This window comes from Actinomycetospora corticicola (genome assembly GCF_013409505.1).
Classification (GTDB): Bacteria; Actinomycetota; Actinomycetes; order Mycobacteriales; family Pseudonocardiaceae; genus Actinomycetospora; species Actinomycetospora corticicola.
In genome coordinates this window covers 3,918,595-3,943,597 of sequence record NZ_JACCBN010000001.1, presented here as the reverse complement: position 1 = coordinate 3,943,597, position 25,003 = coordinate 3,918,595, and the positions used below count along the sequence as shown (strand labels likewise).

Sequence of the window (25,003 nt, the reverse complement as noted above, 5' to 3'; positions counted from 1 at the left end):
GCCGTTCCCCCGCAGCACGACCCGCGCCCCCGTCCGGTCCCACCGGGCGGGGGCGCCGTCGTCGGTGGGGGAATGCCGGTCCCCCGCCCGGCGTTGTGCCCGTCGAGACGCCGTCGGTGTATGCTGCGGCGAGCCCGTTCGGCAACGTGTGCGCGTACCGCCGCCGATATGGAGATCCTGGCCGGTCTTCGAGGGCACGCAGGGTCCGTCGAGGGCGTCGTCGAGATGCGGATCCGGACCCACCTGCGAACCCGCGCGTCAGCGCAGGTATCGTCGTACCCGGTGCCCGACGCGATCGGGTCGTTGCGCTGTGCCCGTCCGTCGGGCCGGTGGACGGCGACCGGAGGCGTCGGCGGTGTCGGACGTGAGAACCGTGGCGTTCTCGCCGACACGCCCGATCCCGTGATCCGGGGTCCGACACCGACGAGAAGCGCAGATCGAGCAGGACACGAGCCAGAGGAACGAATGCCCACCATCCAGCAGTTGGTCCGACGGGGCCGCGAGGACAAGGTCGAGAAGACCAAGACCGCGGCCCTCAAGGGGAGTCCGCAGCGGCGCGGTGTCTGCACCCGCGTCTACACGACCACCCCGAAGAAGCCGAACTCCGCGCTCCGCAAGGTCGCGCGCGTGCGCCTCTCGAACCAGATCGAGGTCACCGCGTACATCCCGGGCGAGGGCCACAACCTGCAGGAGCACTCGATCGTGCTCGTGCGCGGCGGTCGCGTGAAGGACCTGCCGGGCGTTCGCTACAAGATCATCCGCGGTGCGCTGGACACGCAGGCGGTCAAGAACCGCAAACAGGCCCGCAGCCGCTACGGGACGAAGAAGGACAAGAGCTGACATGCCGCGCAAGGGACCCGCTCCGAAGCGTCCGCTGGTGTCCGACCCCGTGTACGGGGCGCCGCTGGTGACGCAGCTGGTGAACAAGGTGCTCGTCGACGGCAAGCGGTCGTTGGCCGAGCGGATCGTCTACGGCGCCCTCGAGGGCTGCCGCGAGCGCAACGGCGCCGACCCGGTGGTCACGCTGAAGCGGGCGCTGGACAACGTGAAGCCGGCCCTCGAGGTCCGCAGCCGCCGTGTCGGTGGCGCGACCTACCAGGTGCCGATCGAGGTGCGTGCCGGTCGTTCGACGACGCTCGGCCTGCGCTGGCTGATCACCTACGCGCGTGCCCGCCGCGAGAAGACGATGATCGAGCGGCTCACCAACGAGCTGCTCGACGCCTCGAACGGTCTCGGTGCCGCCGTGAAGCGGCGCGAGGACACGCACAAGATGGCCGAGTCGAACAAGGCCTTCGCGCACTACCGCTGGTGACGCGGTGTGCTCCCGGCGCGAACCGCCGGGAGCACCCGACGTCGCGAAGAACCGCCGCGGGACCCGCGGCGACGACCCGACGGGAAGAGGAATTCCGTGGCACGCGACGTGCTGACCGACCTGGGCAAGGTCCGCAACATCGGGATCATGGCCCACATCGACGCGGGCAAGACCACCACGACCGAGCGCATCCTGTACTACACCGGCATCAACTACAAGATCGGTGAGGTCCACGACGGCGCGGCCACGATGGACTGGATGGAGGAGGAGCAGAAGCGCGGCATCACGATCACGTCCGCCGCGACGACGACCTTCTGGAAGGACCACCAGCTCAACATCATCGACACCCCCGGGCACGTCGACTTCACCATCGAGGTCGAGCGCAACCTGCGTGTCCTCGACGGTGCCGTCGCGGTGTTCGACGGCAAGGAGGGGGTCGAGCCCCAGTCGGAGACGGTGTGGCGTCAGGCCGACACCTACGACGTCCCGCGCATCTGCTTCGTCAACAAGATGGACAAGCTCGGCGCGGACTTCTACTTCACCGTGCAGACGATCAAGGACCGGCTGCACGCGAAGCCGCTGGTCGTGCAGCTGCCCATGGGCGTCGAGTCCGAGTTCTACGGCGTCATCGACCTGGTCCGCATGCGTGCGCTGACCTGGCGCGGTGAGGTCCAGAAGGGCGAGGACTACGCGATCGAGGAGATCCCGGCGGAGTACGCCGAGAAGGCCGCGGAGTACCGCGAGGCGCTCATGGAGGCGATCGCCGAGAGCGACGAGTCGCTCATGGACCGCTACTTCGCCGGCGAGGAGATCTCGGTCGAGGAGATCGAGCACGGCATCCGCGCCGTGACGGTCACCAGCGAGTACAACCCGGTGCTGTGCGGGACGGCCTACAAGAACAAGGGCGTCCAGCCCATGCTCGACGCCGTCATCGCCTACCTGCCGGCGCCGACCGACGTGAAGCCGGTCGAGGGCACGCTCCTCGACGGCGAGACCCCGGTGGTCCGGCACGCCACGACGGAGGAGCCCTTCTCCGCCCTGGCGTTCAAGATCATGACGCACCCGTTCTACGGGAAGCTCACCTACATCCGCGTCTACTCCGGCAAGATCGCGTCCGGGGCGCAGATGATCAACTCGACCAAGGACCGGAAGGAGCGCATCGGGAAGATCTTCCAGATGCACTCCAACAAGGAGAACCCGGTCGACAGCGGCATGGCAGGGCACATCTACGCGGTCGTGGGCCTCAAGGACACGACCACGGGGGACACCCTCTGCGACCCGGCGAGCCCGGTGATCCTCGAGTCGATGGTCTTCCCGACCCCGGTCATCGAGGTCGCGATCGAGCCGAAGTCGAAGGCCGACCAGGAGAAGCTCTCCACCGCCATCCAGCGGCTCTCCGACGAGGACCCGACCTTCCAGGTCGCCCGCGACGAGGAGACCGGCCAGACCATCATCAAGGGGATGGGCGAGCTCCACCTCGAGGTCCTGGTCAACCGGATGAAGTCCGACTTCAAGGTCGAGGCGAACATCGGCAAGCCGCAGGTCGCCTACAAGGAGACCATCCGCCGGCCGGTGGAGAAGTACGAGTACACGCACAAGAAGCAGACCGGCGGCTCCGGCCAGTTCGCGCGCGTCATCATCGCGCTCGAGCCGATGGAGAAGTCCGAGGACGGCGCGCTCTACGAGTTCGTCAACAAGGTCACCGGTGGTCGCGTCCCGCGCGAGTACATCCCGTCGGTCGACGCCGGCGCCCAGGACGCCATGCAGTACGGCGTGCTGGCCGGCTACCCGATGACGGGTCTGCGCCTGACGCTGCTCGACGGTCAGTACCACGAGGTCGACTCGTCGGAGATGGCGTTCAAGGTCGCCGGCTCGATGGCGCTCAAGGAGGCGGCCCGCAAGGCGGACCCGGCCATCCTCGAGCCCCTGATGGCCGTCGAGGTGTCCACGCCCGAGGACTACATGGGCGACGTCATCGGCGACCTCAACTCCCGCCGTGGCCAGATCCAGGCCATGGAGGAGCGCAGCGGCAACCGCATCGTCAAGGCCGTGGTGCCGCTCTCGGAGATGTTCGGCTACGTCGGTGACCTGCGGTCGAAGACCCAGGGCCGGGCGAACTACTCCATGCAGTTCGACTCGTACGGCGAGGTCCCGGCCAGCGTGGCCAAGGAGATCATCGCCAAGGCGACCGGCGAGTGATCCCGACCGTGCCCCGTCGTCCCGATCCCCGGGACGACGGGGCGCGGTGAGGCCGGGGATCCGTCCCCGTTAGCCTCGTGGAGTCACCTCGGGTCCTCCGCCCGGCGTCAGCCCACCCAGAGGACCGCACGACCGACGTACCGCCGACCCGGCGACGACAGACCCAGAAAGTCCAGGAGGACGAGAGCAGTGGCGAAGGCCAAGTTCGAGCGGACCAAGCCGCACGTCAACATCGGAACCATCGGTCACATCGACCACGGCAAGACGACGCTGACGGCAGCCATCACCAAGGTCCTGCACGACAAGTACCCGGACCTCAACCAGGCGTCCGCGTTCGACCAGATCGACAAGGCGCCGGAAGAGCGCCAGCGCGGCATCACGATCTCGATCGCGCACGTCGAGTACCAGACCGAGAACCGGCACTACGCGCACGTCGACTGCCCCGGGCACGCCGACTACGTGAAGAACATGATCACCGGTGCCGCGCAGATGGACGGCGCGATCCTCGTGGTCGCCGCCACCGACGGCCCCATGCCGCAGACCCGCGAGCACGTGCTGCTCGCCCGCCAGGTCGGCGTGCCCTACATCGTCGTCGCGCTGAACAAGGCCGACATGGTCGACGACGAGGAGATCATGGAGCTCGTCGAGATGGAGGTCCGCGAGCTGCTGTCCTCGCAGGACTTCCCCGGCGACGACCTCCCCGTGGTCCGCGTCTCGGCGCTCAAGGCGCTCGAGGGCGACTCCGAGTGGGCCGACGCGATCGTCAACCTGATGAACGCCGTCGACGAGGCCATCCCCTCGCCGGAGCGCGACACCGAGAAGCCGTTCCTCATGCCCGTCGAGGACGTCTTCACCATCACCGGTCGCGGCACCGTCGTCACCGGCCGCGTCGAGCGCGGCATCGTCAAGGTGAACGAGGAGGTGGAGATCGTCGGCATCCGCGCGAAGTCGACCAAGACCACCGCCACCGGCATCGAGATGTTCCGCAAGCTCCTCGACGAGGGGCGCGCCGGCGACAACGTCGGTCTGCTCGTCCGCGGCATCAAGCGCGAGGACGTCGAGCGCGGCATGGTCATCTGCAAGCCGGGCTCGATCACCCCGCACACCGAGTTCGAGGGCCAGGTCTACATCCTGGGCAAGGACGAGGGCGGACGGCACACGCCGTTCTTCAACAACTACCGCCCGCAGTTCTACTTCCGGACCACGGACGTCACCGGTGTCGTGACGCTGCCGGAGGGCACCGAGATGGTCATGCCCGGTGACAACACCGAGATGTCCGTCCAGCTGATCCAGCCCATCGCCATGGAGGAGGGTCTCCAGTTCGCCATCCGTGAGGGTGGCCGGACCGTGGGCGCGGGCCAGGTCACGAAGATCCACAAGTAGGACCCTCACCCCGGTGTCGGGGCGCTGACATGCGCGTGCGACACTGGTGAGGTTGCTTGCCCGGGCGGTCGGCTCAATCGGTATCGAGCCGACCGCCCCGGCGTGAGCGGGGTCCGACAAGGACCCGGGCACGAACCGGACGCCACCCACGGGCGGCGTCCACCGTGCCGCCGAGCTCCCGGGAGGGGGCGATGCGGGACGGACACACCATGAACAGCGAGGGTCAGCGCACAGCGAGGGCCTGAGGCCGCGGAGCGACGAGCGTCCGGGGCGCACCGACCAGGGGTGTCGACACGCCCGACCGCGTGGACCGGAGAGGTCCGCCGGCCGCCGCGCGGGCCGACCACCGGACGGTGCGGCATCGTTCGAGGACGAGAGAAGGAACGGCAAGCCACCATGGCGGGACAGAAGATCCGCATCAGGCTCAAGGCCTACGACCACGAGGCCATCGATGCGTCGGCTCGCAAGATCGTCGAGACCGTGACGCGCACCGGTGCCTCCGTCGTCGGCCCGGTGCCGCTGCCGACGGAGAAGAACGTCTACTGCGTCATCCGCTCGCCGCACAAGTACAAGGACTCGCGCGAGCACTTCGAGATGCGCACGCACAAGCGACTGATCGACATCGTCGACCCGACGCCCAAGACGGTGGACGCGCTCATGCGCATCGACCTGCCGGCCAGCGTCGACGTCAACATCCAGTGAGGCCCGGCATGTCTGCAGATCCTCTCCGCAGCAACGAGAGGCGCCTGAGCGGCGTCCTCGGCACCAAGGTCGGCATGACCCAGGTGTTCGACGAGGCGAACCGCGTCGTCCCCGTGACCGTCGTGAAGGCGGGACCCTGCGTCGTGACGCAGGTGCGGACCCCTTCGGTGGACGGCTACAACGCGGTCCAGATCGCCTTCGGCGCCATCGACCCCCGCAAGGTGAACAAGCCGGAGACCGGCCACTTCGCCAAGGCCGGTGTCACGCCCCGTCGCCACCTCGTCGAGCTGCGCACCTCGGACGCCTCGTCCTACGAGGTCGGCCAGGAGGTCACCGCCGAGGTGTTCTCCGCCGGTGCCGTCATCGACGTCACGGCGAACAGCAAGGGCAAGGGCACCGCGGGTGTCATGAAGCGGCACGGCTTCCACGGCCTCGGCGCGAGCCACGGCACGCAGCGCAAGCACCGCTCGCCCGGCTCCATCGGTGGCTGCGCCACCCCGGCCCGTGTCTTCAAGGGCACGCGCATGGCCGGTCGCATGGGCAACGTGAAGACCACGACGCAGAACCTGACCGTCCACGGCGTGGACGCCGACGCGGGCCTGCTGCTGATCCGCGGCGCCGTCCCCGGCCCGCGCGGCGGCCTGGTCCTCGTCACCTCTGCTGCCAAGAAGGGCGGTGACCAGCAGTGACGACGCCTGACGGCCACACCCCGGGTGTGAGCGACACCGAGGGCCCCGACGCGGGTGAGTCGGTGGACGCCGGCACCACGTCGGCAACCGAGGCCGCGACCGCGACCCTGGCGGTCGCCCGCCGTCGCGGCTTCTCGGCCGGCGACGCCCGGCGGTCCGCGCGGCGCGACGCGCAGTCGGCCGCCGCGACCGGTGCGACCCGCACGGTCGCGGTGCACACGCCGACCGGCGGGACCGACGGCACCGTCGAGCTCCCCGGCGACCTGTTCGACGCGCCGGCGAACACCTCGTTGATGCACCAGGTGGTCACCGCGCAGCTCGCGGCGGCCCGCCAGGGCACGCACGACACCAAGACGCGCGGCGAGGTCCGCGGTGGCGGCAAGAAGCCGTACCGCCAGAAGGGGACCGGCCGCGCGCGGCAGGGCTCCACCCGCGCCCCGCAGTTCGTCGGCGGTGGCACCGTCCACGGCCCGACGCCGCGGGACTACTCGCAGCGGACCCCCAAGAAGATGAAGGCCGCCGCCCTCCGCGGGGCGTTGTCCGACCGGGCCCGCCACGAGCGGATCCACGTCTTCTCCGCGCTGGTGGACGGCACCGCGCCGTCGACCAAGGGCGCCCGCACGGCGCTCGAGGGCGTCATCACCCCGGACCGGGAGCACCGCAAGGTCCTGGCCGTCGTCGCCCGTGGCGACGAGGCCGGCCGCCGCAGCGTCGCCAACCTGCCCGCGGTGCACCTGCTGACGCCGGACCAGCTGAACACCTACGACGTGCTCCGCGCGGACGACGTGGTCTTCACGTCGGCGGCGCTCGACGCGTTCGTGAGCGCCCGCACCGCGCGCGCCGAGGAGGTCGACCAGTGATCGCGGACCCGCGCGACATCATTCTCGCGCCGGTGATCTCGGAGAAGAGCTACGGCCTTCTCGAGGAGCGCCAGTACACGTTCCTGGTGCGGCCGGACGCGAACAAGACCCAGATCAAGATCGCCGTGCAGCAGATCTTCGACGTGACGGTGGCGAGCGTGAACACGCTCAACCGCGAGGGGAAGCGCAAGCGTTCCCGCTCGGGCTACGGCAAGCGCAAGGACACCAAGCGCGCCGTGGTCACCGTGACGCCCGAGAGCCGGACGATCGACGTCTTCGGCGGGCCCGGGGCCTGAGGGAGCCAGCACAGACATGGGAATTCGCAGGTACAAGCCGACGACCGCCGGGCGGCGTGGCGCGAGCGTCTCGGACTTCGCCGAGATCACGCGTGACCACCCGGAGAAGTCGCTCATCCGTCCGCTGCACAACAAGGGCGGCCGCAACGCCACGGGTCGGATCACGACCCGGCACCAGGGCGGCGGCCACAAGCGGGCCTACCGACTGATCGACTTCCGTCGCCACGACAAGGACGGCGTGCCGGCCAAGGTCGCGCACATCGAGTACGACCCGAACCGCAGTGCGCGCATCGCCCTGCTGCACTACGCCGACGGCGAGAAGCGCTACATCATCGCGCCGGAGCGGCTGCACCAGGGCGACTCGGTCGAGGCCGGCCCCCGCGCCGACATCAAGCCCGGGAACAGCCTGCCGCTGCGCAACATCCCGACCGGTACGACGATCCACGCGATCGAGCTCCGCCCCGGTGGCGGCGCCAAGATCGCGCGGTCGGCCGGCTCGAAGGTGCAGCTGGTGGCCAAGGACGGGCCGTACGCCCAGCTGCGGATGCCCTCGGGCGAGATCCGCAACGTCGACGTCCGGTGCCGCGCCACCATCGGGGAGGTCGGGAACTCCGACCACTCGAACATCAACTGGGGCAAGGCGGGCCGCAACCGCTGGCGCGGCAAGCGCCCGACGGTCCGCGGTGTCGCGATGAACCCGGTCGACCACCCGCACGGTGGTGGTGAGGGCAAGACGTCCGGTGGCCGCCACCCGGTGAACCCGGCCGGCACCCCGGAGGGCCGCACGCGCGGCCGCAAGGAGAGCGACCGCATGATCGTGCGCCGCCGGCGTACCGGCAAGAACAAGAAGCGATAGAGCAGGAGGGAGACAGCGATGCCACGCAGTGTCAAGAAGGGGCCGTTCGTCGACGACCACCTGCTCAAGAAGGTCGACGCGCTCAACGAGGCGAACCGCAAGTCGGTCATCAAGACCTGGTCGCGCCGTTCGACGATCATCCCCGACATGCTCGGCCACACGCTGGCCGTGCACGACGGGCGCAAGCACGTCCCGGTCTTCGTCTCGGAGGCCATGGTCGGGCACAAGCTCGGCGAGTTCGCCCCGACCCGCACGTTCCGCGGGCACGTCAAGGAGGACCGTCGGTCGCGTCGCCGCTAGGCGCACGCACCCGCCGGTCACGACCCGCGAAACCAGGAAGGTAGACGAACGATGTCTGCACCAGCCGATACCGACGCAGCGACCGCGCAGCCGCGCGGCGCCGTGGCTCGGGCGCGCTACGTGCGCATGTCGCCGATGAAGGTCCGCCGCGTCGTGGACCTGGTCCGCGGCATGCCGGTGGGCCAGGCCGCGTCGGTGCTGCGCTTCGCCGAGCAGGCCGCCGCGACGCCGGTGGCCAAGCTCGTCGCGAGTGCGGTGGCCAACGCCGAGAACAACTTCGCGCTGGACCCCGCCACCCTCGTCATCTCGACGATCACGGTGGACGAGGGCCCGACCATGAAGCGGTTCCAGCCCCGGGCGCAGGGGCGTGCGTACCGCATCCGCAAGCGCACCAGCCACATCACCGTCGAGGTCACCTCCGTGACCGACGCTGACAAGGGCGGTCGCCGGCGCTCGAAGGGAAGGACCCGCTGATGGGTCAGAAGATCAACCCGCACGGGTTCCGTCTGGGCATCACCACCGACTGGAAGTCCCGGTGGTACGCCGACAAGCAGTACGCCGACTACGTGGCCGAGGACGTGAAGATCCGCCGCATGCTCTCCAAGGGCATGGAGCGGGCCGGCATCTCCAAGGTCGAGATCGAGCGCACCCGGGACCGGGTCCGCGTCGACATCCACACCGCCCGTCCGGGCATCGTCATCGGTCGCCGCGGCGCCGAGGCGGACCGGCTGCGCGGCAACCTCGAGAAGCTGACCGGCAAGCAGGTCCAGCTGAACATCCTCGAGGTCAAGGGCGCGGAGGCGGACGCGCAGCTCGTGGCGCAGGGCGTCGCCGAGCAGCTGTCCAACCGCGTGTCGTTCCGGCGCGCGATGCGCAAGGCCATGCAGTCGGCCATGCGCTCGCCGGGCGTCAAGGGCATCCGCGTGCAGTGCTCGGGCCGTCTCGGCGGTGCCGAGATGTCGCGGTCGGAGTTCTACCGCGAGGGCCGGGTGCCGCTGCACACGCTGCGCGCCGAGATCGACTACGGCCTGTTCGAGGCCCGGACCAACTTCGGCCGCATCGGCGTGAAGGTCTGGATCTACAAGGGCGACGTCGTCGGTGGCAAGCGCGAGGCCGAGCGCCAGGCGGCGCTGGACGCCGCCACCCGCGAGCCCCGTCGCGGTGGCCGCGGCGGCGGTGGCGGGAACGACCGGCCGCGTGGCCGGCGCTCCGGCGCCTCCGGCACGACCGGCTCGGGCACCGAGGCCGGGCGCGCCGCCGCCGAGCAGGCCGCGAGCGCACCCGCGACGACCGGATCGGAGGCCTGACCATGCTCATGCCCCGCAGGGTCAAGTTCCGCAAGCAGCACCGTCCGGACCGGTCCGGTGCGGCCAAGGGCGGCACGCAGATGTCGTTCGGCGACTACGGGATCCAGGCGCTCGAGCACGGCTACGTGACGAACCGCCAGATCGAGTCCGCCCGTATCGCGATCACCCGCCACATCCGTCGTGGCGGCAAGGTCTGGATCAACATCTTCCCGGACCGCCCGCTCACCAAGAAGCCGGCCGAGACCCGCATGGGTTCCGGCAAGGGCTCGCCGGAGAAGTGGGTCGCGAACGTGAAGCCGGGCCGGGTCATGTTCGAGATGAGCTACCCCAACGAGGCCACCGCCCGTGAGGCACTGCGTCGCGCGCAGCACAAGCTGCCGATGCGCTGCCGCATCGTCACCCGTGAGGAGGCGTTCTGATGGCAGCGGGAACCCCCGCCAGCGAGCTGCGCGAGCTCTCCTCCGAGGACCTCGTCGCGCGTGCCCGTGAGGCGAAGGCAGAGCTGTTCAACCTCCGGTTCCAGATGGCGACCGGACAGCTCGACAACAACCGCCGGCTGCGGACCGTCCGCCACGACATCGCGCGCATCTACACGGTGATGCGCGAGCGTGAGCTCGGACTGTCCGCGGCTCCTGACGAGGAAGGGGCGGCATGACCAGCGCCGCTGACAGCGAGCAGGTGCGCAGCGAGGTCACGGCCGACGCCCCTGCCGAGCAGAAGCCGGGCGAGCGGAACGACGACCGCGGCCTGCGCAAGACCCGCGAGGGTCTCGTCGTCTCCGACAAGATGGCGAAGACGATCGTGGTGAGCCTCGAGGACCGGGTCAAGCACCCGCGCTACTCGAAGGTCATCCGCCGGACCAAGAAGGTCAAGGCGCACGACGAGAACAACACCGCCGGCCCGGGCGACCGCGTCCTCCTCATGGAGACCCGGCCGCTCTCGGCGACCAAGCGCTGGCGGCTCGTCTCGATCCTCGAGAAGGCCAAGTAGCACTCCCCTCGGGGGCGTGTGAACCAGCTGTCGAAACCATCCGGCGCTCGTCGCCGGGAAGGTCAGGAGAGAAGTAGTGATCCAGCAGGAGTCGCGACTCCGGGTCGCCGACAACACGGGTGCCAGGGAAATCCTGTGCATCCGTGTGCTCGGTGGCTCGTCCCGCCGGTACGCGGGCATCGGAGACGTCATCGTGGCGACCGTCAAGGAAGCCATCCCGGCCGCCGGCGTGAAGCGCGGTGAGGTCGTGAAGGCCGTCATCGTGCGCACCGTCAAGGAGAAGCGCCGCCCGGACGGCTCGTACATCAAGTTCGACGAGAACGCCGCGGTCCTCATCAAGAACGACCGCGAGCCGCGCGGGACCCGCATCTTCGGCCCGGTCGGCCGGGAGCTCCGCGACAAGCGGTTCATGCGGATCGTCTCGCTCGCGCCGGAGGTGCTGTAGCCAGATGAAGGTCAAGAAGGGCGACACGGTCCTCGTCATCGCCGGCAAGGACAAGGGCGCGAAGGGCAAGGTCATCCAGGCCTACCCCGACCGCGACAAGGTCCTCGTCGAGGGCGTCGGCCGCGTCAAGAAGCACACCGCCCAGTCCGCGAACCAGCGGGGCGCGCAGTCCGGCGGCATCGTCACGCAGGAGGCGGCCATCCACGTCTCGAACGTGATGGTCGTCGACTCGGACGGCAAGCCGGCCCGCGTGGGTTACCGCGACGGCGGTGAGGGCGAGCAGAAGCGCGTGCGCGTCTCGCGCCGCAACGGGAAGGACATCTGATGACGAGCACCGAGTCTCGTCCCCGTCTGCAGCAGCGGTACCGGGACGCCATCCGTCAGGAGCTGACGGAGCAGTTCTCCTACGAGAACCCGATGCTCGTGCCCGGCGTCGTCAAGGTCGTCGTGAACATGGGCGTCGGCGAGGCCGCGCGCGACTCGAAGCTGATGGAGGGCGCGGTCCGCGACCTCACCCTCATCGCCGGGCAGAAGCCGGAGATCCGCCGGGCGCGCAAGTCCATCGCGCAGTTCAAGCTGCGCGAGGGCATGCCGATCGGTGCACGCACCACGCTGCGCGGCGCGCGCATGTGGGAGTTCCTCGACCGCCTGGTCTCGATCAGCCTGCCCCGCATCCGGGACTTCCGTGGGCTCTCGCCGAAGCAGTTCGACGGCGCGGGCAACTACACGTTCGGTCTGTCCGACCAGACGATGTTCCACGAGATCGACCAGGACTCGATCGACCGGCCGCGGGGGATGGACATCACCGTGGTCACCTCCGCGACCACCGACGAGGAAGGCCGGGCCCTGCTGCGCGCCCTCGGCTTCCCGTTCAGGGAGAACTGAGCATGGCGAAGAAGGCACTGGTCAACAAGGCCGCCGCGACCCCGAAGTTCAAGGTCCGCGGCTACACCCGCTGCAACCGCTGCGGGCGCGCGCGTGCGGTGCTCCGCAAGTTCGGGCTCTGCCGCGTCTGCCTGCGCGAGATGGCGCACCGGGGCGAGCTCCCGGGCGTCAGCAAGTCCTCGTGGTGAGCCCCGTGAACGACGCGGTCACGATCGACGTCGAGGAGGAGCTGCCCGGTCGACCGATCGACCCCCAGCTGCTCGAGCTCATCCAGCGCGTCGCCCACCGGGAGCACCTGCTCCCGGCCGGTGACGACCACCCCCCTACGAACAACTTGACCCGCCCCGGCCGCCGCAGGCCCGCCACGAGGTCGTCCGCCCGCCGGACGACCCGGGGTACCACGGCGAGGAAGGTGACCTGGTCGCGATGACGATGACCGACCCCATCGCGGACATGCTCACGCGCATCCGCAACGCCAACTCGGCGTTCCACGAGAGCGTGACCATGCCGCACAGCAAGCTGAAGGCCCACGTGGCCCAGGTCCTGCTCGAGCAGGGCTACATCGCGGGATACCGCGACGAGCCGGCGGCCGTCGGCAAGTCGCTGGTCATCGACCTGAAGTACGGGCCGAACCGTGAGCGCAGCATCGCCGGCCTCAAGCGCATCTCGAAGCCGGGCCTGCGGATCTACGCGAAGTCGACCGAGCTGCCGCGCGTGCTCGGCGGCCTCGGCGTCGCGATCATCTCGACGTCGTCGGGTCTGCTGACCGACCGACAGGCCTATCAGCGACGGATGGGCGGGGAAGTCCTCGCCTTCGTCTGGTAGCGGAGAGGGGAACCGAACCATGTCTCGCATCGGTAGGGCCCCGATCACCGTGCCGTCCGGCGTGGACGTCGCGGTCGAGGGCCAGAACGTCACGGTGAAGGGGCCGAAGGGCACCCTGAGCCACGAGGTCGACCTCCCGATCTCGGTGTCGCTCGAGGACGGCGTGCTGTCGGTCTCGCGGCCCAACGACGACCGGGAGAACCGCGCGCTGCACGGCCTCTCGCGCTCGCTGTTGAACAACCTCGTCCTGGGGGTCACCCAGGGCTACGAGCGGAAGCTCGAGATCCACGGGGTCGGCTACCGCGTGGTGCTCAAGGGCTCGACCCTCGAGTTCGCCCTCGGGTACAGCCACCCGGTGCGCATCGAGGCCCCGGACGGCATCACCTTCGCGGTCGAGAACCCGACCCGCTTCTCGGTGCAGGGCATCGACAAGCAGGTCGTGGGCCAGGTCGCCGCGAACATCCGGCGGCTGCGCAAGCCCGACCCGTACAAGGGCAAGGGCGTCCGGTACGCCGGCGAGCAGATCCGCCGCAAGGTCGGGAAGACGGGTAAGTGATGGCTGAGACCAGCAGCAACGCAGCGAAGAAGCGCGTCGTCGTGGGCAAGAGCGTCTCGCAGACCCGCCGCACCGGCCTCGCGCGCCGGCACGCCCGCCTCCGCAAGAAGGTCGAGGGCACGGCGGAGCGTCCGCGTCTCGTCGTCACCCGGTCCTCGCGGCACATCACCGCGCAGGTCATCGACGACCTGGCGGGCCACACGCTGGCCCACGCCTCCAGCATGGAGGCCGACGTCCGCGGGCTCGACGGCGACAAGAAGGCGCAGGCCGCGAAGGTCGGCGAGCTCGTCGCGTCCCGCACGAAGTCCGCCGGCATCGACGCGGTCGTGTTCGACCGCGGCGGGCGCCGGTACCACGGCCGCATCGCGCAGCTCGCCGACGCGGCCCGCGAGGGGGGCCTGACCTTCTGATGGCCCACCTCATCTCGTACACGCAAGGGAAGGACGCCTGATGCCGGGCACTCAGCGCCGCGAGGGCGGCGGCCAGGGCGGGCGCGACCGCGACCGTCAGGGCGGCGGCCGCGGCGGCGCCCAGGACAGGTCGGCGACGCTCGAGCGCGTCGTCGCCATCAACCGCGTGGCCAAGGTCGTCAAGGGCGGCCGTCGCTTCAGCTTCACCGCGCTCGTCATCGTCGGCAACGGCGACGGCGAGGTCGGGGTGGGCTACGGCAAGGCCAAGGAGGTGCCGGCCGCGATCGCCAAGGGCGTGGAGGAGGCGAAGAAGAACTTCTTCCGCGTCCCGCGCATCGCCGGCACCATCACGCACCCGGTGCAGGGCGAGGACGCCGCGGGCGTCGTGCTCCTGCGCCCCGCGAGCCCCGGTACCGGCGTCATCGCCGGTGGCCCGGTGCGCGCGGTCCTGGAGTGCGCGGGGATCCAGGACATCCTGTCCAAGTCCCTGGGCAGCCAGAACGCCATCAACATCGTGCACGCCACGGTGGCGGCCCTGAAGGCGCTGCAGGTCCCCGAGGCCGTCGCGGCGCGCCGCGGGCTGCCGCTCGACGAGGTCGCGCCGGCGCGGATGCTGCGTCAGCGCGCCGGTCAGGGGGTCTGACATGGCCGACCTCAAGGTCACCCAGGTCAAGTCCGGGATCGGGGGCAAGCGCAACCAGCGCGAGACCCTCCGGTCGCTGGGCCTGCGCCGTATCGGCGCCACGGTCACGCGCCCGGACGACCCGCAGAACCGCGGGATGATCCACACCGTGCGGCACCTCGTCACCGTCGAGGAGGTCTGACATGGCCGACAGCTCAGCACCGCTGAAGCTCCACCACCTCCGTCCGGCTCCCGGGAGCAAGACGGAGAAGACCCGCGTGGGTCGCGGTGAGGGCTCGAAGGGCAAGACGGCCGGTCGCGGCACGAAGGGCACGGGCGCCCGCAAGAACGTGCCCGCGCGCTTCGAGGGCGGCCAGATGCCGCTGCAGATGCGCCTGCCGAAGCTCAAGGGCTTCCGCAACCGCAACAAGGTCGTCGCGCAGGTCGTCAACATCGGCGACCTCGCGCGGCTGTTCCCGAACGGCGGTGAGATCGGTCCGGCCGAGCTCGTCGCCGCCGGCGCCGTCCGTGCCGGGCACCCGGTCAAGGTGCTCGGCGAGGGCGACCTCGGATCGGTGACGCTGCAGGTGAGCGCGCACGCGTTCTCCGGCTCCGCCGCCGAGAAGATCGGTGCCGCGGGCGGGTCGACGACCGTCCTGTAGTCCGCGCACCACCCGCGCCACGGGCCCGGAGGAGCTCACCCGAGCACCTCCGGGCCCGTTCGCGTCCGGAGGGGCCTCCGCCGCCCTCACCGGCGCCCCGTTCGTCGAAACGCCCTGCTGTTACCCTCGCCAGCAGGCCGTTCCGCGTCTCGTCGGACCGCCCCGCGTCGGCGGGGTGTCGGCCGTCCGGCCGGGGTCCCCGGTCGCACGGTGGGGCCGGATTCGACAACCCGCTGGAGGTCCGAGTGCTCGGCCCCGTGCGGTCCGCGCTGGCGACGCCGGACCTGCGCAAGAAGATCCTGTTCACGCTCGGCATCGTCGCGGTGTACCGGTTGGGTGCGACCCTGCCGGCGCCGGGTGTCTCGTACACCAACGTGCAGGCCTGTCTGCGCCAGGTCGAAGGCGGCGACTCCCAGAGCGTCTACGCCCTGATCAACCTGTTCTCCGGCGGCGCGCTGCTGCAGCTGTCGATCTTCGCCCTGGGCATCATGCCCTACATCACGGCGAGCATCATCGTCCAGCTGCTCACCGTGGTCATCCCGCGGTTCGAGCAGCTGAAGAAGGAGGGGCAGTCCGGGCAGGGCACCCTCACGCAGTACACGCGGTACCTCACGATCGCCCTGGCGATCCTGCAGTCCACGGGCATCGTGGCGCTGGCCGACCGCGGGCAGCTCTTCCAGAACTGCGACCCGAGCCAGTTCCCGATCCTGCCGAACGCCGGCATCTTCGACCTCGCGGTCATCGTCCTCGTCATGACGGCGGGCACCGCGATCATCATGTGGTTCGGCGAGCTCGTCACCGAGCGCGGCGTCGGCAACGGCATGTCGCTGCTGATCTTCTGCTCGATCGCGGCCCGCATCCCGGCCGAGGGGCAGCAGATCCTCTCCAGCTCCGGCGGTCTCGTCTTCGCCGTGGTCTGCGTCTTCGGCCTCGCCATCATCGCGAGCGTCGTGTTCGTCGAGCAGGGCCAGCGGCGCATCCCCGTCCAGTACGCGAAGCGCATGGTCGGGCGCCGGATGTACGGCGGGACGTCGACCTACCTGCCGTTGAAGGTCAACCAGGCCGGTGTCATCCCGGTGATCTTCGGGTCGTCGCTGCTCTACCTGCCCGACCTGCTCTCGCGGCTCGTGGGCAACTCGACGTCGGGCTTCGCGGTCTTCGTCCAGAACTACCTGGCGAACCAGTCGAACCCGGTCCACATCGTCCTGTACTTCGCGTTGATCATCTTCTTCACGTACTTCTACGTGGCGATCACGTTCAACCCGGAGGAACGCGCCGACGAGATGAAGAAGTTCGGCGGCTTCATCCCCGGCATCCGCCCGGGTCGGCCGACGGCGGAGTACCTGCAGTACGTGCTGTCGCGGATCACCTTGCCGGGATCGATCTACCTCGGCATCATCGCTGTCCTCCCGAACTTCTTCCTGGGTATCACGGGCCAGGGTCAGAACCAGAACTTCCCCTTCGGCGGGACCGCGGTGCTGATCATGGTCGGTGTCGGCCTGGACACCGTGAAGCAGATCGAGAGCCAGCTGATGCAGCGCAACTACGAGGGTTTCCTGCGCTGACGACCGGGTCGGCGCCCGTCGCCTCGGCGGGGAGCGCCACGGGCGCGCTCCGGGCAGGATGAGCGGGTGGCCGACGACGGCCCCGCACGAGAGGGAGTGGACATGAGGATCGTTCTGGTGGGACCGCCCGGGGCCGGGAAGGGCACGCAGGCGGCTCGGCTGTCGGAGCGGCTCGACGCCCCGCACATCTCCACCGGCGACCTCTTCCGCGACAACATGAAGAACGGGACCGAGCTCGGCAAGGAGGCCCAGCGGTACGTCGACGCGGGCGACCTGGTGCCGGACGAGGTCACCGTCGCGATGGTCAAGGACCGGCTCGCGCAGCCGGACGCGGCGGAGGGCTTCCTCCTCGACGGGTTCCCGCGGAACACCTCGCAGGCCGACGAGCTGGACAAGGTCCTCGGTGAGCTCGACCAGCGCCTCGACGCGGTCCTGCTGTTCGAGGTCGACGACGAGGAGCTCATCCAGCGACTGACGGCCCGCGGGCGTTCGGACGACACCGAGGACGTCATCCGCAACCGGCAGGAGGTCTACCGCCGGGAGACCGCCCCGCTGATCGAGTACTACCGGGACCTCCTGGTCAAGGTCGACGCCATGGGCTCCATGGACGAGGTCACCGACCGGGCGACCGACGCGCTGGCCGACGAGCCGGAGGACTGAGCCGACGTGGGTGCCGGTGGTCTCTCCGGAGGACGGTTCGCGGAGATGACCGCCGGCCTCGGACGCGTCGCCGGGCGGCTGTCCGGCGGTCGCATCGGCTCGGAGATCCAGCTCAAGAGTCGCGGTGAGATCGAGGCGATGCGGGCCGCCGGCCTCGTCGTGGCCGAGGCCCTGTCCCGGGTCACGGCCGCCGCGACGGTCGGGGTGTCGACGAAGGACCTCGACGAGCTCGCCGAGACCACGATCCGCGAGGCGGGCGCGGTCCCGTCCTTCCTCGGCTACCACGGCTTCCCGGGCAGCATCTGCGCCTCGGTGAACGCCGAGGTCGTCCACGGCATCCCCGCGGCCACCACCGTGCTGGCCGACGGCGACCTCCTCTCGGTCGACTGCGGCGCGATCCTCGAGGGCTGGCACGGCGACGCGGCGGTGACCCTGCAGATCGGGACCGCACGGCCGGGGGACACCGCGCTCTCGGCCGCCTGCCGCGCCTCGATGTGGGCGGGGATCGCCGAGGTCCGGCCGGGCAACCGGCTGGGCGACGTCTCGCACGCCGTCGAGCACGAGGTCGGCCGGCACCACCGCCCCGACGGCGGCCCGTTCGGCATCGTCGCGGACTACGGCGGCCACGGCATCGGCACCGAGATGCACATGGAGCCGTTCCTGCCGAACGTGGGCCGACCCGGGACCGGGCTCCGGCTGCGCGAGGGCATGGTGCTCGCGATCGAGCCGATGCTCACCGCGGGCGACCCGGAGACCGACGAGCTCGACGACGAGTGGACCGTGGTGACGCTCGACGGCGGGCGCGCGGCCCATTGGGAGCACACCGTCGCCGTCACCGACCACGGGCCCTGGGTGCTGACGGCGGCCGCGGAGACGGAGCGCAGCGGAGCTCGACCCGATGGCACGGACGGATAGCTGAACTCTCCGCTATCCGGGTACTCTCCTCGCAGGACGAAACGACGCGGGGAGGCCGTGATGGTGGAGCAGGGTGCGGTGCGGGTGTCGGACGCCGAGCGGGAGCAGGTCGCGACGCGGCTGGTGGCGGCCCACGGCGAGGGGCGCCTGACGCTGGCGGAGTACGACGAGCGGGTGCGGGCGGCCCACGCCGCCGTGGTGCGTGACGACCTCGCGCCGCTGCTCGCGGACCTGCCCGGGCCGACGTCGGCCGGGGCCGACGGCGCGGTGGCACGAGCGGCCCGACCGGCGCCGACCCGACGTCGGGACGGTGCGATGCCCCTGCCGTTCGCGCCGCCGTTCCCCGTCCCCGGGGCGGGTCCCTGCGCCGGCGGCCGGGGTGCGGTCGCCGCGTGGGCGGTGGTGAGCGTCGTCAACGTCGTGATCTGGCTGGCGGTGTCGGTCGGGTCCGCCGCGGTGGTGTACCCGTGGTGGATCTGGGTCGCCGGGCCGTGGGGCCTCGCGCTCGCACTCGGCGGGCTCGGGCGGGCGGCGGTCCGCCCCCGGACGTGAGGGCGGACCGCGCGCGGACTACTTCGGGGCCATGCGGATGGCGCCGTCGAGCCGGATCGTCTCGCCGTTGAGCATCGGGTTCTCGACGATGTGGGCGGCGAGGGCCGCGTACTCCGTCGGGTCGCCGAGGCGCGACGGGTGGGGGACCTGGGCGCCCAGGGAGTCGATGTGCTCCTGGGGCAGGGTCGCGAACAGCGGGGTGTGGAACAGGCCCGGGGCGATCGTGCAGACGCGGATGCCGATCGACGCGAGGTCCCGGGCGATCGGCAGCGTCATCCCGACGATGCCGCCCTTCGAGGCCGAGTAGGCGGCCTGCCCGATCTGGCCGTCGAAGGCGGCCACGGACGCCGTGTTGACGATGACCCCGCGGTCACCGGTGTCCACGCCCGGGTCGGTGAGCGCGTCGTTCTCGCTCATCGCCTGCGCGGCGAGCCGGATGACGTTGAACGTGCCGATCAGGTTGACGCCCAGGACCCGCGTGAAGTCCTCGAGCGGGAACGGGCCCTTGCGCCCCGCGGTGCGGTGGGCGCTGCCGATCCCCGCGCAGTTGATCGCGACGCGCAGCGTGCCGAGGCCCGCGGCGGCGTCGATCGCCTGCGTGACCTGCTCCGGGTCGGTCACGTCGGCGGGCGAGAACACCGCCCGCTCCCCGAGCCCGGCCGCGACGTCGGCCCCCGCCGAGGACGGCAGGTCCACGATCACCACCGACGCGCCCTTCGCGTGCAGCTTCTCCACGGTCGCCCGACCCAGGCCGGACGCTCCTCCGGTCACCAGCGCGACGACACCGTCGACGTCCACGTGCTCCTCCTCGATGCTGGGGATGGGGCGTCATCGTGTCGCCTCCGAGGAGAAACGGTCAATGCTGACTCCTTGCTCCGCGCGCACACCCGCCGTCCGGGTCCTCGACACGCCCCGCGTACACTGAGGAGCTGGTGCGCGTGTCGTGCCGTGTCTCACGCGGGCCCGTCGGGTCGGTGCGGTCCGGTACCTCCTCACGCACCCGATCCACCCCGCACCCGCGAGGTGGTGGCACGGCGGGACGACGAGGCCGCCGCGGTGAGTACGTCCCTGGCGGGAACAGCCCGGGGACGCGGGATCCACGGTGGCGCGAGAGTGCGGAGGACATGGCGAAGAAGGACGGCGCCATCGAGGTCGAGGGCAGGGTCGTCGAGCCCCTGCCCAACGCGATGTTCCGGGTCGAGCTCGAGAACGGGCACAAGGTCCTGGCGCACATCAGCGGCAAGATGCGACAGCACTACATCCGAATCCTCCCCGAGGACAAGGTCGTGGTCGAGCTCTCGCCGTACGACCTGTCGCGCGGTCGCATCGTCTACCGCTACAAGTAACCGGCAAGCGAGGACGAGATCGTGAAGGTCCAGCCGAGCGTCAAGCGAATCTGCGCGAAGTGCCAGGTGGTCCGCCGTCACGGGCGGGTCATGGTCATCTGCGACAACCTGCGGCACAAGCAGCGTCAGGGCTGACGCCCACGCACCCGGGCCCACCCGGGTGCGAGACATCCCCCGTACCTACGTCGGCACAGTCCCGGCGGAACCACCCCCGGCGGGAGGCCGGGGCCCGACGACGGACGTCGTCGGGACGGACGGGGTTCCAGACCTCCTGACGACACGAGGAGTACGTCGCCACATGGCACGCATTTCCGGCGTCGATCTGCCCCGCGAGAAGCGGATGGAGATCGCGCTGACCTACATCTTCGGGATCGGCCGCAGCCGGTCCAAGGAGATCCTCCGGGAGACGGGCATCGACCCCGACCTGCGGAGCAAGGACCTGAGCGACTCGGACGCCGCGGCGATCCGTTCGTTCATCGAGCAGAACCTCCGGGTCGAGGGTGACCTGCGGCGCGAGGTCCAGGCGGACATCCGGCGCAAGGTCGAGATCGGCAGCTACCAGGGCCTCCGCCACCGGCGCAACCTCCCGGTCCACGGCCAGCGGACGAAGACCAACGCCCGCTCGCGCAAGGGCCCGAAGAAGACCGTCGCCGGCAAGAAGAAGGCCACCCGCAAGTAGGCGGGGCCCGATCACCTCACCAGGAGTCAGCTGAATGCCACCCAGGACCCGCGCCGGCGCCGCCGGCGCCAAGAAGGTGCGCCGCCGGGAGAAGAAGAACATCTCCCAGGGCCAGGCCCACATCAAGAGCACGTTCAACAACACCATCGTCTCGATCACCGACCCCAGCGGTGCGGTGATCGCGTGGGCCTCCGCCGGCCACGTCGGCTTCAAGGGCTCGCGCAAGTCGACGCCGTTCGCCGCCCAGATGGCCGCCGAGAACGCGGCCCGCAAGGCGGCCGAGCACGGCATGAAGAAGGTCGACGTGTTCGTCAAGGGCCCGGGCTCGGGCCGTGAGACCGCCATCCGTTCGCTGCAGGCCGCGGGCCTCGAGGTCGGGACCATCTCCGACGTCACCCCGCAGCCGCACAACGGCTGCCGCCCGCCGAAGCGTCGTCGGGTCTAGGGCCGAGAGGAGAACGAGAGATGGCTCGCTACACCGGCCCGATCACCCGTAAGTCCCGTCGCCTCAAGGTCGACCTCGTGGGCGGCGACAAGTCGTTCGAGCGTCGTCCGTACCCGCCGGGGCAGCACGGTCGGATTCGCATCAAGGAATCCGAGTACCTCATGCAGATCCAGGAGAAGCAGAAGGTCCGCTTCACCTACGGGGTCCTCGAGAAGCAGATGCGCAAGTACTTCGAGGAGGCGAACCGTCGCGAGGGCAAGACCGGCGATGAGTTCCTGCGCCTGCTCGAGTCGCGTCTCGACTCGGTCGTCTACCGCGCCGGCCTGGCCCGGACGCGGCGCGCCGCCCGCCAGCTCGTGGGTCACGGTCACTTCCTGGTCAACGGCCAGAAGGTGGACGTCCCCAGCTACCGGGTGACGCAGTTCGACATCATCGACGTCCGCGACAAGTCGCGGAACATGCTGCCCTTCGTGGACGCGAAGGAGTCGTTCGGTGACCGCCCGGTCCCCGGCTGGCTCCAGGTCGTCCCGGAGACGCTGCGCATCTTCGTCCACCAGCTGCCCGAGCGGTCGCAGATCGACACGCCCGTCTCCGAGCAGCTGATCGTCGAGTTCTACTCCAAGTAGCTCGACCGGCCCGACCCGGCGATCCTGCCGGGTCGGGCACCTCGTTCGGCATCAAATAGCGGATGCCCGAGCATCGGAAGGAACAGTTCTGTGCTGATCTCCCAGCGCCCGGCCCTCTCGGAGGAGCCGGTCGACGAGACCCGGTCGCGGTTCGTCATCGAGCCGCTCGAGCCGGGCTTCGGCTACACCCTCGGCAACTCGCTGCGGCGGACCCTGCTGTCGTCCATCCCGGGCGCGGCCGTGACCTCGATCCGGGTCGACGGGGTCCTCCACGAGTTCACCACCGTCCCGGGGGTGAAGGAGGACGTCACCGACATCATCCTGAACCTCAAGGAGCTCGTCGTGAGCTCCGAGGAGGACGAGCCGGCGACGATGTACCTGCGCAAGCAGGGCCCGGGTACGGTGACGGCGGGGGACATCGTCCCGCCCGCCGGCGTGACCGTGCACAACCCGGACCTCCACATCGCGACCCTGAACGACCAGGGCCGTCTCGAGGTCGAGCTCGTGGTGGAGCGTGGCCGCGGCTACGTCCCCGCCGCGCAGAACAAGGCGTCCGGCGCCGAGATCGGCCGGATCCCGGTCGACTCGATCTACTCGCCGGTGATGAAGGTCAGCTACAAGGTCGAGGCGACCCGCGTCGAGCAGCGCACCGACTTCGACAAGCTGATCCTCGACGTCGAGACCAAGCCCTCGATCACCCCGCGCGACGCCATCGCGTCCGCCGGCCGCACGCTCGTCGAGCTGTTCGGTCTGGCGCGCGAGCTCAACGTCGACTCGGAGGGCATCGAGATCGGGCCGTCGCCCGCCGAGGCCGACTCGATCGCGGCGTTCGCGATGCCCATCGAGGACCTCGACCTCACGGTCCGGTCCTACAACTGCCTCAAGCGGGAGGGCATCCACACGGTCGGCGAGCTCGTCGGCCGGTCGGAGGCCGACCTGCTGGACATCCGCAACTTCGGTGCGAAGTCCATCGACGAGGTCAAGATGAAGCTGGCCGGCCTCGGGCTGGCCCTGAAGGACAGCCCGCCCGGGTTCGACCCGAGCGCGGCCGCGTCCGACTACCCCTCGGAGGGCTACGAGTCCTACGGCGAGGGCGGCGGGTACGGGTCGTTCGGCACCGACGACGGCCAGGACTACGCCGAGACCGAGCAGCTCTGACGAGCACAGCAGCTCCGGAGTCCCGAGAGCTCTGACGTACTGCCCCCTCCCCGGCCCGCACGCGGGCCGGGGAGGAAAGGCGCCTGAGACAGGAGCACGAGAATGCCCCAGCCCACGAAGGGCCCCCGCCTCGGCGGATCCCCCGCGCACCAGAAGCTGATGCTGGCCAACCTGGCCACGTCCCTCTTCACGCACGGCCGGATCCACACCACCCGGGCCAAGGCCGAGCGCCTGCGCCCGTACGCCGAGCGCCTCATCACGAAGGCGAAGAAGGGCGACCTGCACAACCGTCGCGAGATCTCCCAGCAGATCCGCGACAAGGACGTCGTGCACCGCCTGATGGCCGAGATCGGCCCGTTCTTCGCCGACCGGCCCGGTGGCTACACCCGGATCATCAAGACGCTGCCCCGCAAGGGTGACAACGCGCCGATGGCCATCATCGAGCTGGTCAACGAGAAGCTGGCCTCCACCGAGGCGTCGGCGGCCACCCGGTCGGCGGCGGCCCGGAGCACCGAGGTCGGCGCGCCGGCCACCGGTGCGGCGGCCACCGCCGCGACGATCGCGGCCGCCGAGTCGCAGGACTCCACGGCGGACGGTGCCGCGGCCGAGGAGGCCGTCGGGACCGACACCGACACCCCGGTGCTGGCTGAGGAGGCGACGACCGCCGAGGCGGAGTCCGGTTCCTCCGCGACGACGACCGAGGTCGGCGGCGGTTCCGGGGCGACGACCGGCTCGGACGAGTCCACGGACACCGCGGCCGACGAGGTCCCGGAGCCGATGGCGGAGAACGCCGCGGACGCCGCGGGTCTCTCGACCGACACGAAGGACGAGTCCTGACCGGACCCGCTCCCGAGCACGACCACCCCGGGCCCGCCGTCGACCACGACGGCGGGCCCGCGGTGTCCCTGCCGTCGGTGCCACCGGTGCGGCTGCGGATCGACCTGGCCTACGACGGCACGGACTTCGCCGGGTGGGCCCGGCAGCCGGAGCTGCGCACCGTGCAGGGCGTGCTCGAGGAGACCCTCGCGGTGCTCGCCCGGGAGCCGGTGGCGCTCACGGTCGCCGGGCGGACCGACGCGGGTGTGCACGCCGACGCGCAGGTCGTCCACACCGACGTGACCCCCGGCAGCGCCCTGCTCGCGGCCGACGGGACGGTGCCCGACGGCATGGTCCGTCGGCTGGCCCGCATGCTGCCGCCCGACGTCCGGGTCCACCGCGCCGCGCCCGCGCCCGCCGGGTTCGACGCCCGCTTCTCGGCCGTCCGCCGGCACTACGCCTACCGCGTCTGCACCGCGCCGTCCGGCCCGGAGCCGCTGCGGGCCCGTGACACCCTGCGGTGGCCGCGCCCGCTCGACGTGGCCGCGATGGACGAGGCGGGACGGTCCCTGCTCGGCGAGCACGACTTCGCCGCGTTCTGCCGTCCCCGCGCCGGCGCGACCACCATCCGCGAGCTGCAGCGCCTCACCTGGCACCCGTGCCGCGACGAGCGCGACGTCGTGGAGGTCCGGCTGTCGGCGGACGCCTTCTGCCATTCCATGGTGCGGTCCGTGGTCGGTGCCCTGCTGGCGGTCGGGGAGGGGCGCCGCCCCGTGGACTGGCCGGCCGGCCTGCTCACCGCGGAGCGGCGGTCCTCGGAGATCCACGTCGTCGCGGCCCACGGGCTGCGGCTGGTCGGGGTCGACTATCCCGACGACGGGTCCCTGGCGGCCCGGGCGGCCACCACCCGGGCGGTCCGCACCCTCGACCGCTGACGCCCGG

The 25,003-nt window shown here is 70.5% G+C and carries 38 protein-coding genes; 37 read left to right on the top strand and 1 reads right to left on the bottom strand.

All coding sequences use genetic code 11. The features are described from left to right. The first annotated feature begins 465 nt into the window (after positions 1-465). From rpsL to BJ983_RS19025, 29 genes are all read left to right on the top strand, one after another. On the top strand, positions 466-840 hold the full coding sequence (gene rpsL, locus BJ983_RS19165; RefSeq protein WP_169186790.1) for a 30S ribosomal protein S12: 375 nt from the start codon (positions 466-468) through the stop codon (positions 838-840). Between the two features lies 1 nt (position 841). Beyond that, on the top strand, positions 842-1,312 hold the full coding sequence (rpsG, locus tag BJ983_RS19160) for a 30S ribosomal protein S7 (protein ID WP_018330903.1): 471 nt from the start codon (positions 842-844) through the stop codon (positions 1,310-1,312). A 96-nt stretch (positions 1,313-1,408) separates the two neighbouring features. Then, positions 1,409-3,511 (top strand): elongation factor G, encoded by a 2,103-nt coding sequence (gene fusA, locus BJ983_RS19155; protein WP_179795277.1) that lies wholly within the window; start codon positions 1,409-1,411, stop codon positions 3,509-3,511. Positions 3,512-3,700: 189 nt separating this feature from the next. Next, positions 3,701-4,894 (top strand): elongation factor Tu, encoded by a 1,194-nt coding sequence (tuf, locus tag BJ983_RS19150; RefSeq protein WP_179795276.1) that lies wholly within the window; start codon positions 3,701-3,703, stop codon positions 4,892-4,894. Between the two features lie 396 nt (positions 4,895-5,290). Beyond that, a complete protein-coding gene (gene rpsJ, locus BJ983_RS19145; protein ID WP_018177839.1) occupies positions 5,291-5,596 on the top strand; it encodes a 30S ribosomal protein S10 in 306 nt (101 codons plus the stop codon). 8 nt (positions 5,597-5,604) lie between these two features. Beyond that, positions 5,605-6,285 (top strand): 50S ribosomal protein L3, encoded by a 681-nt coding sequence (gene rplC, locus BJ983_RS19140; RefSeq protein WP_179795275.1) that lies wholly within the window; start codon positions 5,605-5,607, stop codon positions 6,283-6,285. Between the two features lie 212 nt (positions 6,286-6,497). Continuing rightward, positions 6,498-7,145, top strand: coding sequence for a 50S ribosomal protein L4 (gene rplD, locus BJ983_RS19135; protein ID WP_179798003.1), 648 nt, complete (start codon positions 6,498-6,500; stop codon positions 7,143-7,145). Next, the gene (gene rplW / locus BJ983_RS19130; RefSeq protein ID WP_179795274.1) at positions 7,142-7,441 is read left to right on the top strand and encodes a 50S ribosomal protein L23; all 300 of its coding nucleotides are present in this window, start codon (positions 7,142-7,144) and stop codon (positions 7,439-7,441) included. Before rplD ends, rplW begins: the two co-directional genes overlap by 4 nt. Positions 7,442-7,457: 16 nt before the next feature. Further along, positions 7,458-8,297 carry a 50S ribosomal protein L2 gene (gene rplB, locus BJ983_RS19125; protein WP_179795273.1) on the top strand — a complete coding sequence of 280 codons (840 nt, stop codon included), beginning with the start codon at positions 7,458-7,460 and terminating at the stop codon, positions 8,295-8,297. Positions 8,298-8,315: 18 nt separating this feature from the next. Continuing rightward, positions 8,316-8,597, top strand: coding sequence for a 30S ribosomal protein S19 (gene rpsS / locus BJ983_RS19120; protein ID WP_179795272.1), 282 nt, complete (start codon positions 8,316-8,318; stop codon positions 8,595-8,597). A 51-nt stretch (positions 8,598-8,648) separates the two neighbouring features. Further along, complete coding sequence (gene rplV / locus BJ983_RS19115; RefSeq protein WP_179795271.1) at positions 8,649-9,071, top strand: 50S ribosomal protein L22; 423 nt, start codon at positions 8,649-8,651, stop codon at positions 9,069-9,071. Next, positions 9,071-9,904: a 30S ribosomal protein S3 gene (gene rpsC / locus BJ983_RS19110; protein ID WP_179795270.1), complete on the top strand. Its 834-nt coding sequence runs from the start codon at positions 9,071-9,073 to the stop codon at positions 9,902-9,904. The genes rplV and rpsC overlap by 1 nt, the downstream gene beginning before the upstream one ends. A gap of 2 nt (positions 9,905-9,906) precedes the next feature. Then, positions 9,907-10,323 carry a 50S ribosomal protein L16 gene (gene rplP, locus BJ983_RS19105; protein ID WP_018330913.1) on the top strand — a complete coding sequence of 139 codons (417 nt, stop codon included), beginning with the start codon at positions 9,907-9,909 and terminating at the stop codon, positions 10,321-10,323. After that, positions 10,323-10,559 carry a 50S ribosomal protein L29 gene (rpmC, locus tag BJ983_RS19100; protein ID WP_018330914.1) on the top strand — a complete coding sequence of 79 codons (237 nt, stop codon included), beginning with the start codon at positions 10,323-10,325 and terminating at the stop codon, positions 10,557-10,559. The genes rplP and rpmC overlap by 1 nt, the downstream gene beginning before the upstream one ends. Beyond that, a complete protein-coding gene (gene rpsQ / locus BJ983_RS19095) occupies positions 10,556-10,894 on the top strand; it encodes a 30S ribosomal protein S17 (protein ID WP_281376284.1) in 339 nt (112 codons plus the stop codon). Before rpmC ends, rpsQ begins: the two co-directional genes overlap by 4 nt. A 76-nt stretch (positions 10,895-10,970) precedes the next feature. Then, the gene (gene rplN, locus BJ983_RS19090) at positions 10,971-11,339 is read left to right on the top strand and encodes a 50S ribosomal protein L14 (protein WP_179795269.1); all 369 of its coding nucleotides are present in this window, start codon (positions 10,971-10,973) and stop codon (positions 11,337-11,339) included. Positions 11,340-11,343: 4 nt separating this feature from the next. Beyond that, positions 11,344-11,664, top strand: coding sequence for a 50S ribosomal protein L24 (gene rplX / locus BJ983_RS19085; RefSeq protein ID WP_179795268.1), 321 nt, complete (start codon positions 11,344-11,346; stop codon positions 11,662-11,664). Then, a complete protein-coding gene (gene rplE / locus BJ983_RS19080; protein ID WP_179795267.1) occupies positions 11,664-12,224 on the top strand; it encodes a 50S ribosomal protein L5 in 561 nt (186 codons plus the stop codon). Before rplX ends, rplE begins: the two co-directional genes overlap by 1 nt. Positions 12,225-12,226: 2 nt before the next feature. Then, positions 12,227-12,412, top strand: coding sequence for a type Z 30S ribosomal protein S14 (locus BJ983_RS19075; RefSeq protein WP_018330919.1), 186 nt, complete (start codon positions 12,227-12,229; stop codon positions 12,410-12,412). Positions 12,413-12,650: 238 nt separating this feature from the next. After that, the gene (gene rpsH / locus BJ983_RS19070; RefSeq protein WP_179795266.1) at positions 12,651-13,049 is read left to right on the top strand and encodes a 30S ribosomal protein S8; all 399 of its coding nucleotides are present in this window, start codon (positions 12,651-12,653) and stop codon (positions 13,047-13,049) included. Positions 13,050-13,068: 19 nt separating this feature from the next. After that, positions 13,069-13,605: a 50S ribosomal protein L6 gene (gene rplF, locus BJ983_RS19065; protein WP_179795265.1), complete on the top strand. Its 537-nt coding sequence runs from the start codon at positions 13,069-13,071 to the stop codon at positions 13,603-13,605. Further along, the gene (rplR, locus tag BJ983_RS19060) at positions 13,605-14,015 is read left to right on the top strand and encodes a 50S ribosomal protein L18 (protein ID WP_218890357.1); all 411 of its coding nucleotides are present in this window, start codon (positions 13,605-13,607) and stop codon (positions 14,013-14,015) included. Before rplF ends, rplR begins: the two co-directional genes overlap by 1 nt. 40 nt (positions 14,016-14,055) lie before the next feature. Continuing rightward, the gene (rpsE, locus tag BJ983_RS19055) at positions 14,056-14,658 is read left to right on the top strand and encodes a 30S ribosomal protein S5 (RefSeq protein WP_179795264.1); all 603 of its coding nucleotides are present in this window, start codon (positions 14,056-14,058) and stop codon (positions 14,656-14,658) included. Between the two features lies 1 nt (position 14,659). After that, the gene (gene rpmD / locus BJ983_RS19050; RefSeq protein ID WP_179795263.1) at positions 14,660-14,839 is read left to right on the top strand and encodes a 50S ribosomal protein L30; all 180 of its coding nucleotides are present in this window, start codon (positions 14,660-14,662) and stop codon (positions 14,837-14,839) included. A gap of 1 nt (position 14,840) precedes the next feature. Continuing rightward, positions 14,841-15,299, top strand: a complete 459-nt coding sequence (rplO, locus tag BJ983_RS19045) for a 50S ribosomal protein L15 (RefSeq protein ID WP_179795262.1) — start codon at positions 14,841-14,843, stop codon at positions 15,297-15,299. Between the two features lie 245 nt (positions 15,300-15,544). Beyond that, positions 15,545-16,864: a preprotein translocase subunit SecY gene (secY, locus tag BJ983_RS19040; RefSeq protein ID WP_179795261.1), complete on the top strand. Its 1,320-nt coding sequence runs from the start codon at positions 15,545-15,547 to the stop codon at positions 16,862-16,864. A 102-nt stretch (positions 16,865-16,966) separates the two neighbouring features. Beyond that, positions 16,967-17,524 (top strand): adenylate kinase, encoded by a 558-nt coding sequence (locus tag BJ983_RS19035; protein ID WP_179795260.1) that lies wholly within the window; start codon positions 16,967-16,969, stop codon positions 17,522-17,524. 45 nt (positions 17,525-17,569) lie between these two features. Next, positions 17,570-18,439, top strand: a complete 870-nt coding sequence (gene map / locus BJ983_RS19030; RefSeq protein WP_179795259.1) for a type I methionyl aminopeptidase — start codon at positions 17,570-17,572, stop codon at positions 18,437-18,439. A gap of 60 nt (positions 18,440-18,499) precedes the next feature. Continuing rightward, positions 18,500-18,991: a DUF1707 SHOCT-like domain-containing protein gene (locus BJ983_RS19025; protein ID WP_179795258.1), complete on the top strand. Its 492-nt coding sequence runs from the start codon at positions 18,500-18,502 to the stop codon at positions 18,989-18,991. A gap of 18 nt (positions 18,992-19,009) precedes the next feature. Here BJ983_RS19025 and BJ983_RS19020 read toward each other — a convergent pair whose 3' ends face one another. Beyond that, positions 19,010-19,789 (bottom strand): SDR family NAD(P)-dependent oxidoreductase, encoded by a 780-nt coding sequence (locus BJ983_RS19020; protein ID WP_179795257.1) that lies wholly within the window; start codon positions 19,787-19,789, stop codon positions 19,010-19,012. A 326-nt stretch (positions 19,790-20,115) separates the two neighbouring features. Between BJ983_RS19020 and infA the strand changes: the two genes are divergently transcribed. The 8 genes from infA (at position 20,116) to truA (ending at position 24,996) form a co-directional block, all read left to right on the top strand. Then, positions 20,116-20,337, top strand: a complete 222-nt coding sequence (infA, locus tag BJ983_RS19015; RefSeq protein ID WP_018330933.1) for a translation initiation factor IF-1 — start codon at positions 20,116-20,118, stop codon at positions 20,335-20,337. Between the two features lie 21 nt (positions 20,338-20,358). Continuing rightward, a complete protein-coding gene (rpmJ, locus tag BJ983_RS19010; protein WP_018330934.1) occupies positions 20,359-20,472 on the top strand; it encodes a 50S ribosomal protein L36 in 114 nt (37 codons plus the stop codon). Between the two features lie 163 nt (positions 20,473-20,635). Next, positions 20,636-21,016 carry a 30S ribosomal protein S13 gene (rpsM, locus tag BJ983_RS19005; RefSeq protein ID WP_179795256.1) on the top strand — a complete coding sequence of 127 codons (381 nt, stop codon included), beginning with the start codon at positions 20,636-20,638 and terminating at the stop codon, positions 21,014-21,016. A 34-nt stretch (positions 21,017-21,050) separates the two neighbouring features. Continuing rightward, positions 21,051-21,461: a 30S ribosomal protein S11 gene (gene rpsK / locus BJ983_RS19000; RefSeq protein WP_179795255.1), complete on the top strand. Its 411-nt coding sequence runs from the start codon at positions 21,051-21,053 to the stop codon at positions 21,459-21,461. A gap of 20 nt (positions 21,462-21,481) precedes the next feature. After that, on the top strand, positions 21,482-22,087 hold the full coding sequence (rpsD, locus tag BJ983_RS18995) for a 30S ribosomal protein S4 (RefSeq protein WP_179795254.1): 606 nt from the start codon (positions 21,482-21,484) through the stop codon (positions 22,085-22,087). Positions 22,088-22,177: 90 nt separating this feature from the next. Then, entirely contained in the window at positions 22,178-23,245 is a 1,068-nt protein-coding gene (locus tag BJ983_RS18990; RefSeq protein WP_179795253.1) for a DNA-directed RNA polymerase subunit alpha, read from the top strand. Between the two features lie 102 nt (positions 23,246-23,347). After that, positions 23,348-24,082, top strand: coding sequence for a 50S ribosomal protein L17 (rplQ, locus tag BJ983_RS18985; RefSeq protein ID WP_179795252.1), 735 nt, complete (start codon positions 23,348-23,350; stop codon positions 24,080-24,082). A gap of 86 nt (positions 24,083-24,168) precedes the next feature. Next, on the top strand, positions 24,169-24,996 hold the full coding sequence (truA, locus tag BJ983_RS18980) for a tRNA pseudouridine(38-40) synthase TruA (protein WP_179797997.1): 828 nt from the start codon (positions 24,169-24,171) through the stop codon (positions 24,994-24,996). Positions 24,997-25,003: the final 7 nt, after the last annotated feature.

Excerpts from the sequence above, each read along its gene's own strand:
- rpsL (WP_169186790.1), top strand. The coding sequence starts at position 466 with ATGCCCACCATCCAGCAGTTGGTCCGACGGGGCCGCGAGGACAAGGTC.
- rpsG (WP_018330903.1), top strand. The coding sequence starts at position 842 with ATGCCGCGCAAGGGACCCGCTCCGAAGCGTCCGCTGGTGTCCGACCCC.
- rpsJ (WP_018177839.1), top strand. The coding sequence starts at position 5,291 with ATGGCGGGACAGAAGATCCGCATCAGGCTCAAGGCCTACGACCACGAG.
- rplC (WP_179795275.1), top strand. The coding sequence starts at position 5,605 with ATGTCTGCAGATCCTCTCCGCAGCAACGAGAGGCGCCTGAGCGGCGTC.
- rplB (WP_179795273.1), top strand. The coding sequence starts at position 7,458 with ATGGGAATTCGCAGGTACAAGCCGACGACCGCCGGGCGGCGTGGCGCG.
- rpsS (WP_179795272.1), top strand. The coding sequence starts at position 8,316 with ATGCCACGCAGTGTCAAGAAGGGGCCGTTCGTCGACGACCACCTGCTC.
- rplV (WP_179795271.1), top strand. The coding sequence starts at position 8,649 with ATGTCTGCACCAGCCGATACCGACGCAGCGACCGCGCAGCCGCGCGGC.
- rpsC (WP_179795270.1), top strand. The coding sequence starts at position 9,071 with ATGGGTCAGAAGATCAACCCGCACGGGTTCCGTCTGGGCATCACCACC.
- rplP (WP_018330913.1), top strand. The coding sequence starts at position 9,907 with ATGCTCATGCCCCGCAGGGTCAAGTTCCGCAAGCAGCACCGTCCGGAC.
- rpmC (WP_018330914.1), top strand. The coding sequence starts at position 10,323 with ATGGCAGCGGGAACCCCCGCCAGCGAGCTGCGCGAGCTCTCCTCCGAG.
- rpsQ (WP_281376284.1), top strand. The coding sequence starts at position 10,556 with ATGACCAGCGCCGCTGACAGCGAGCAGGTGCGCAGCGAGGTCACGGCC.
- rplX (WP_179795268.1), top strand. The coding sequence starts at position 11,344 with ATGAAGGTCAAGAAGGGCGACACGGTCCTCGTCATCGCCGGCAAGGAC.
- rplE (WP_179795267.1), top strand. The coding sequence starts at position 11,664 with ATGACGAGCACCGAGTCTCGTCCCCGTCTGCAGCAGCGGTACCGGGAC.
- BJ983_RS19075 (WP_018330919.1), top strand. The coding sequence starts at position 12,227 with ATGGCGAAGAAGGCACTGGTCAACAAGGCCGCCGCGACCCCGAAGTTC.
- rpsH (WP_179795266.1), top strand. The coding sequence starts at position 12,651 with ATGACGATGACCGACCCCATCGCGGACATGCTCACGCGCATCCGCAAC.
- rplF (WP_179795265.1), top strand. The coding sequence starts at position 13,069 with ATGTCTCGCATCGGTAGGGCCCCGATCACCGTGCCGTCCGGCGTGGAC.
- rplR (WP_218890357.1), top strand. The coding sequence starts at position 13,605 with ATGGCTGAGACCAGCAGCAACGCAGCGAAGAAGCGCGTCGTCGTGGGC.
- rpsE (WP_179795264.1), top strand. The coding sequence starts at position 14,056 with ATGCCGGGCACTCAGCGCCGCGAGGGCGGCGGCCAGGGCGGGCGCGAC.
- rpmD (WP_179795263.1), top strand. The coding sequence starts at position 14,660 with ATGGCCGACCTCAAGGTCACCCAGGTCAAGTCCGGGATCGGGGGCAAG.
- rplO (WP_179795262.1), top strand. The coding sequence starts at position 14,841 with ATGGCCGACAGCTCAGCACCGCTGAAGCTCCACCACCTCCGTCCGGCT.
- BJ983_RS19035 (WP_179795260.1), top strand. The coding sequence starts at position 16,967 with ATGAGGATCGTTCTGGTGGGACCGCCCGGGGCCGGGAAGGGCACGCAG.
- map (WP_179795259.1), top strand. The coding sequence starts at position 17,570 with ATGACCGCCGGCCTCGGACGCGTCGCCGGGCGGCTGTCCGGCGGTCGC.
- BJ983_RS19025 (WP_179795258.1), top strand. The coding sequence starts at position 18,500 with ATGGTGGAGCAGGGTGCGGTGCGGGTGTCGGACGCCGAGCGGGAGCAG.
- infA (WP_018330933.1), top strand. The coding sequence starts at position 20,116 with ATGGCGAAGAAGGACGGCGCCATCGAGGTCGAGGGCAGGGTCGTCGAG.
- rpsM (WP_179795256.1), top strand. The coding sequence starts at position 20,636 with ATGGCACGCATTTCCGGCGTCGATCTGCCCCGCGAGAAGCGGATGGAG.
- rpsK (WP_179795255.1), top strand. The coding sequence starts at position 21,051 with ATGCCACCCAGGACCCGCGCCGGCGCCGCCGGCGCCAAGAAGGTGCGC.
- rpsD (WP_179795254.1), top strand. The coding sequence starts at position 21,482 with ATGGCTCGCTACACCGGCCCGATCACCCGTAAGTCCCGTCGCCTCAAG.
- rplQ (WP_179795252.1), top strand. The coding sequence starts at position 23,348 with ATGCCCCAGCCCACGAAGGGCCCCCGCCTCGGCGGATCCCCCGCGCAC.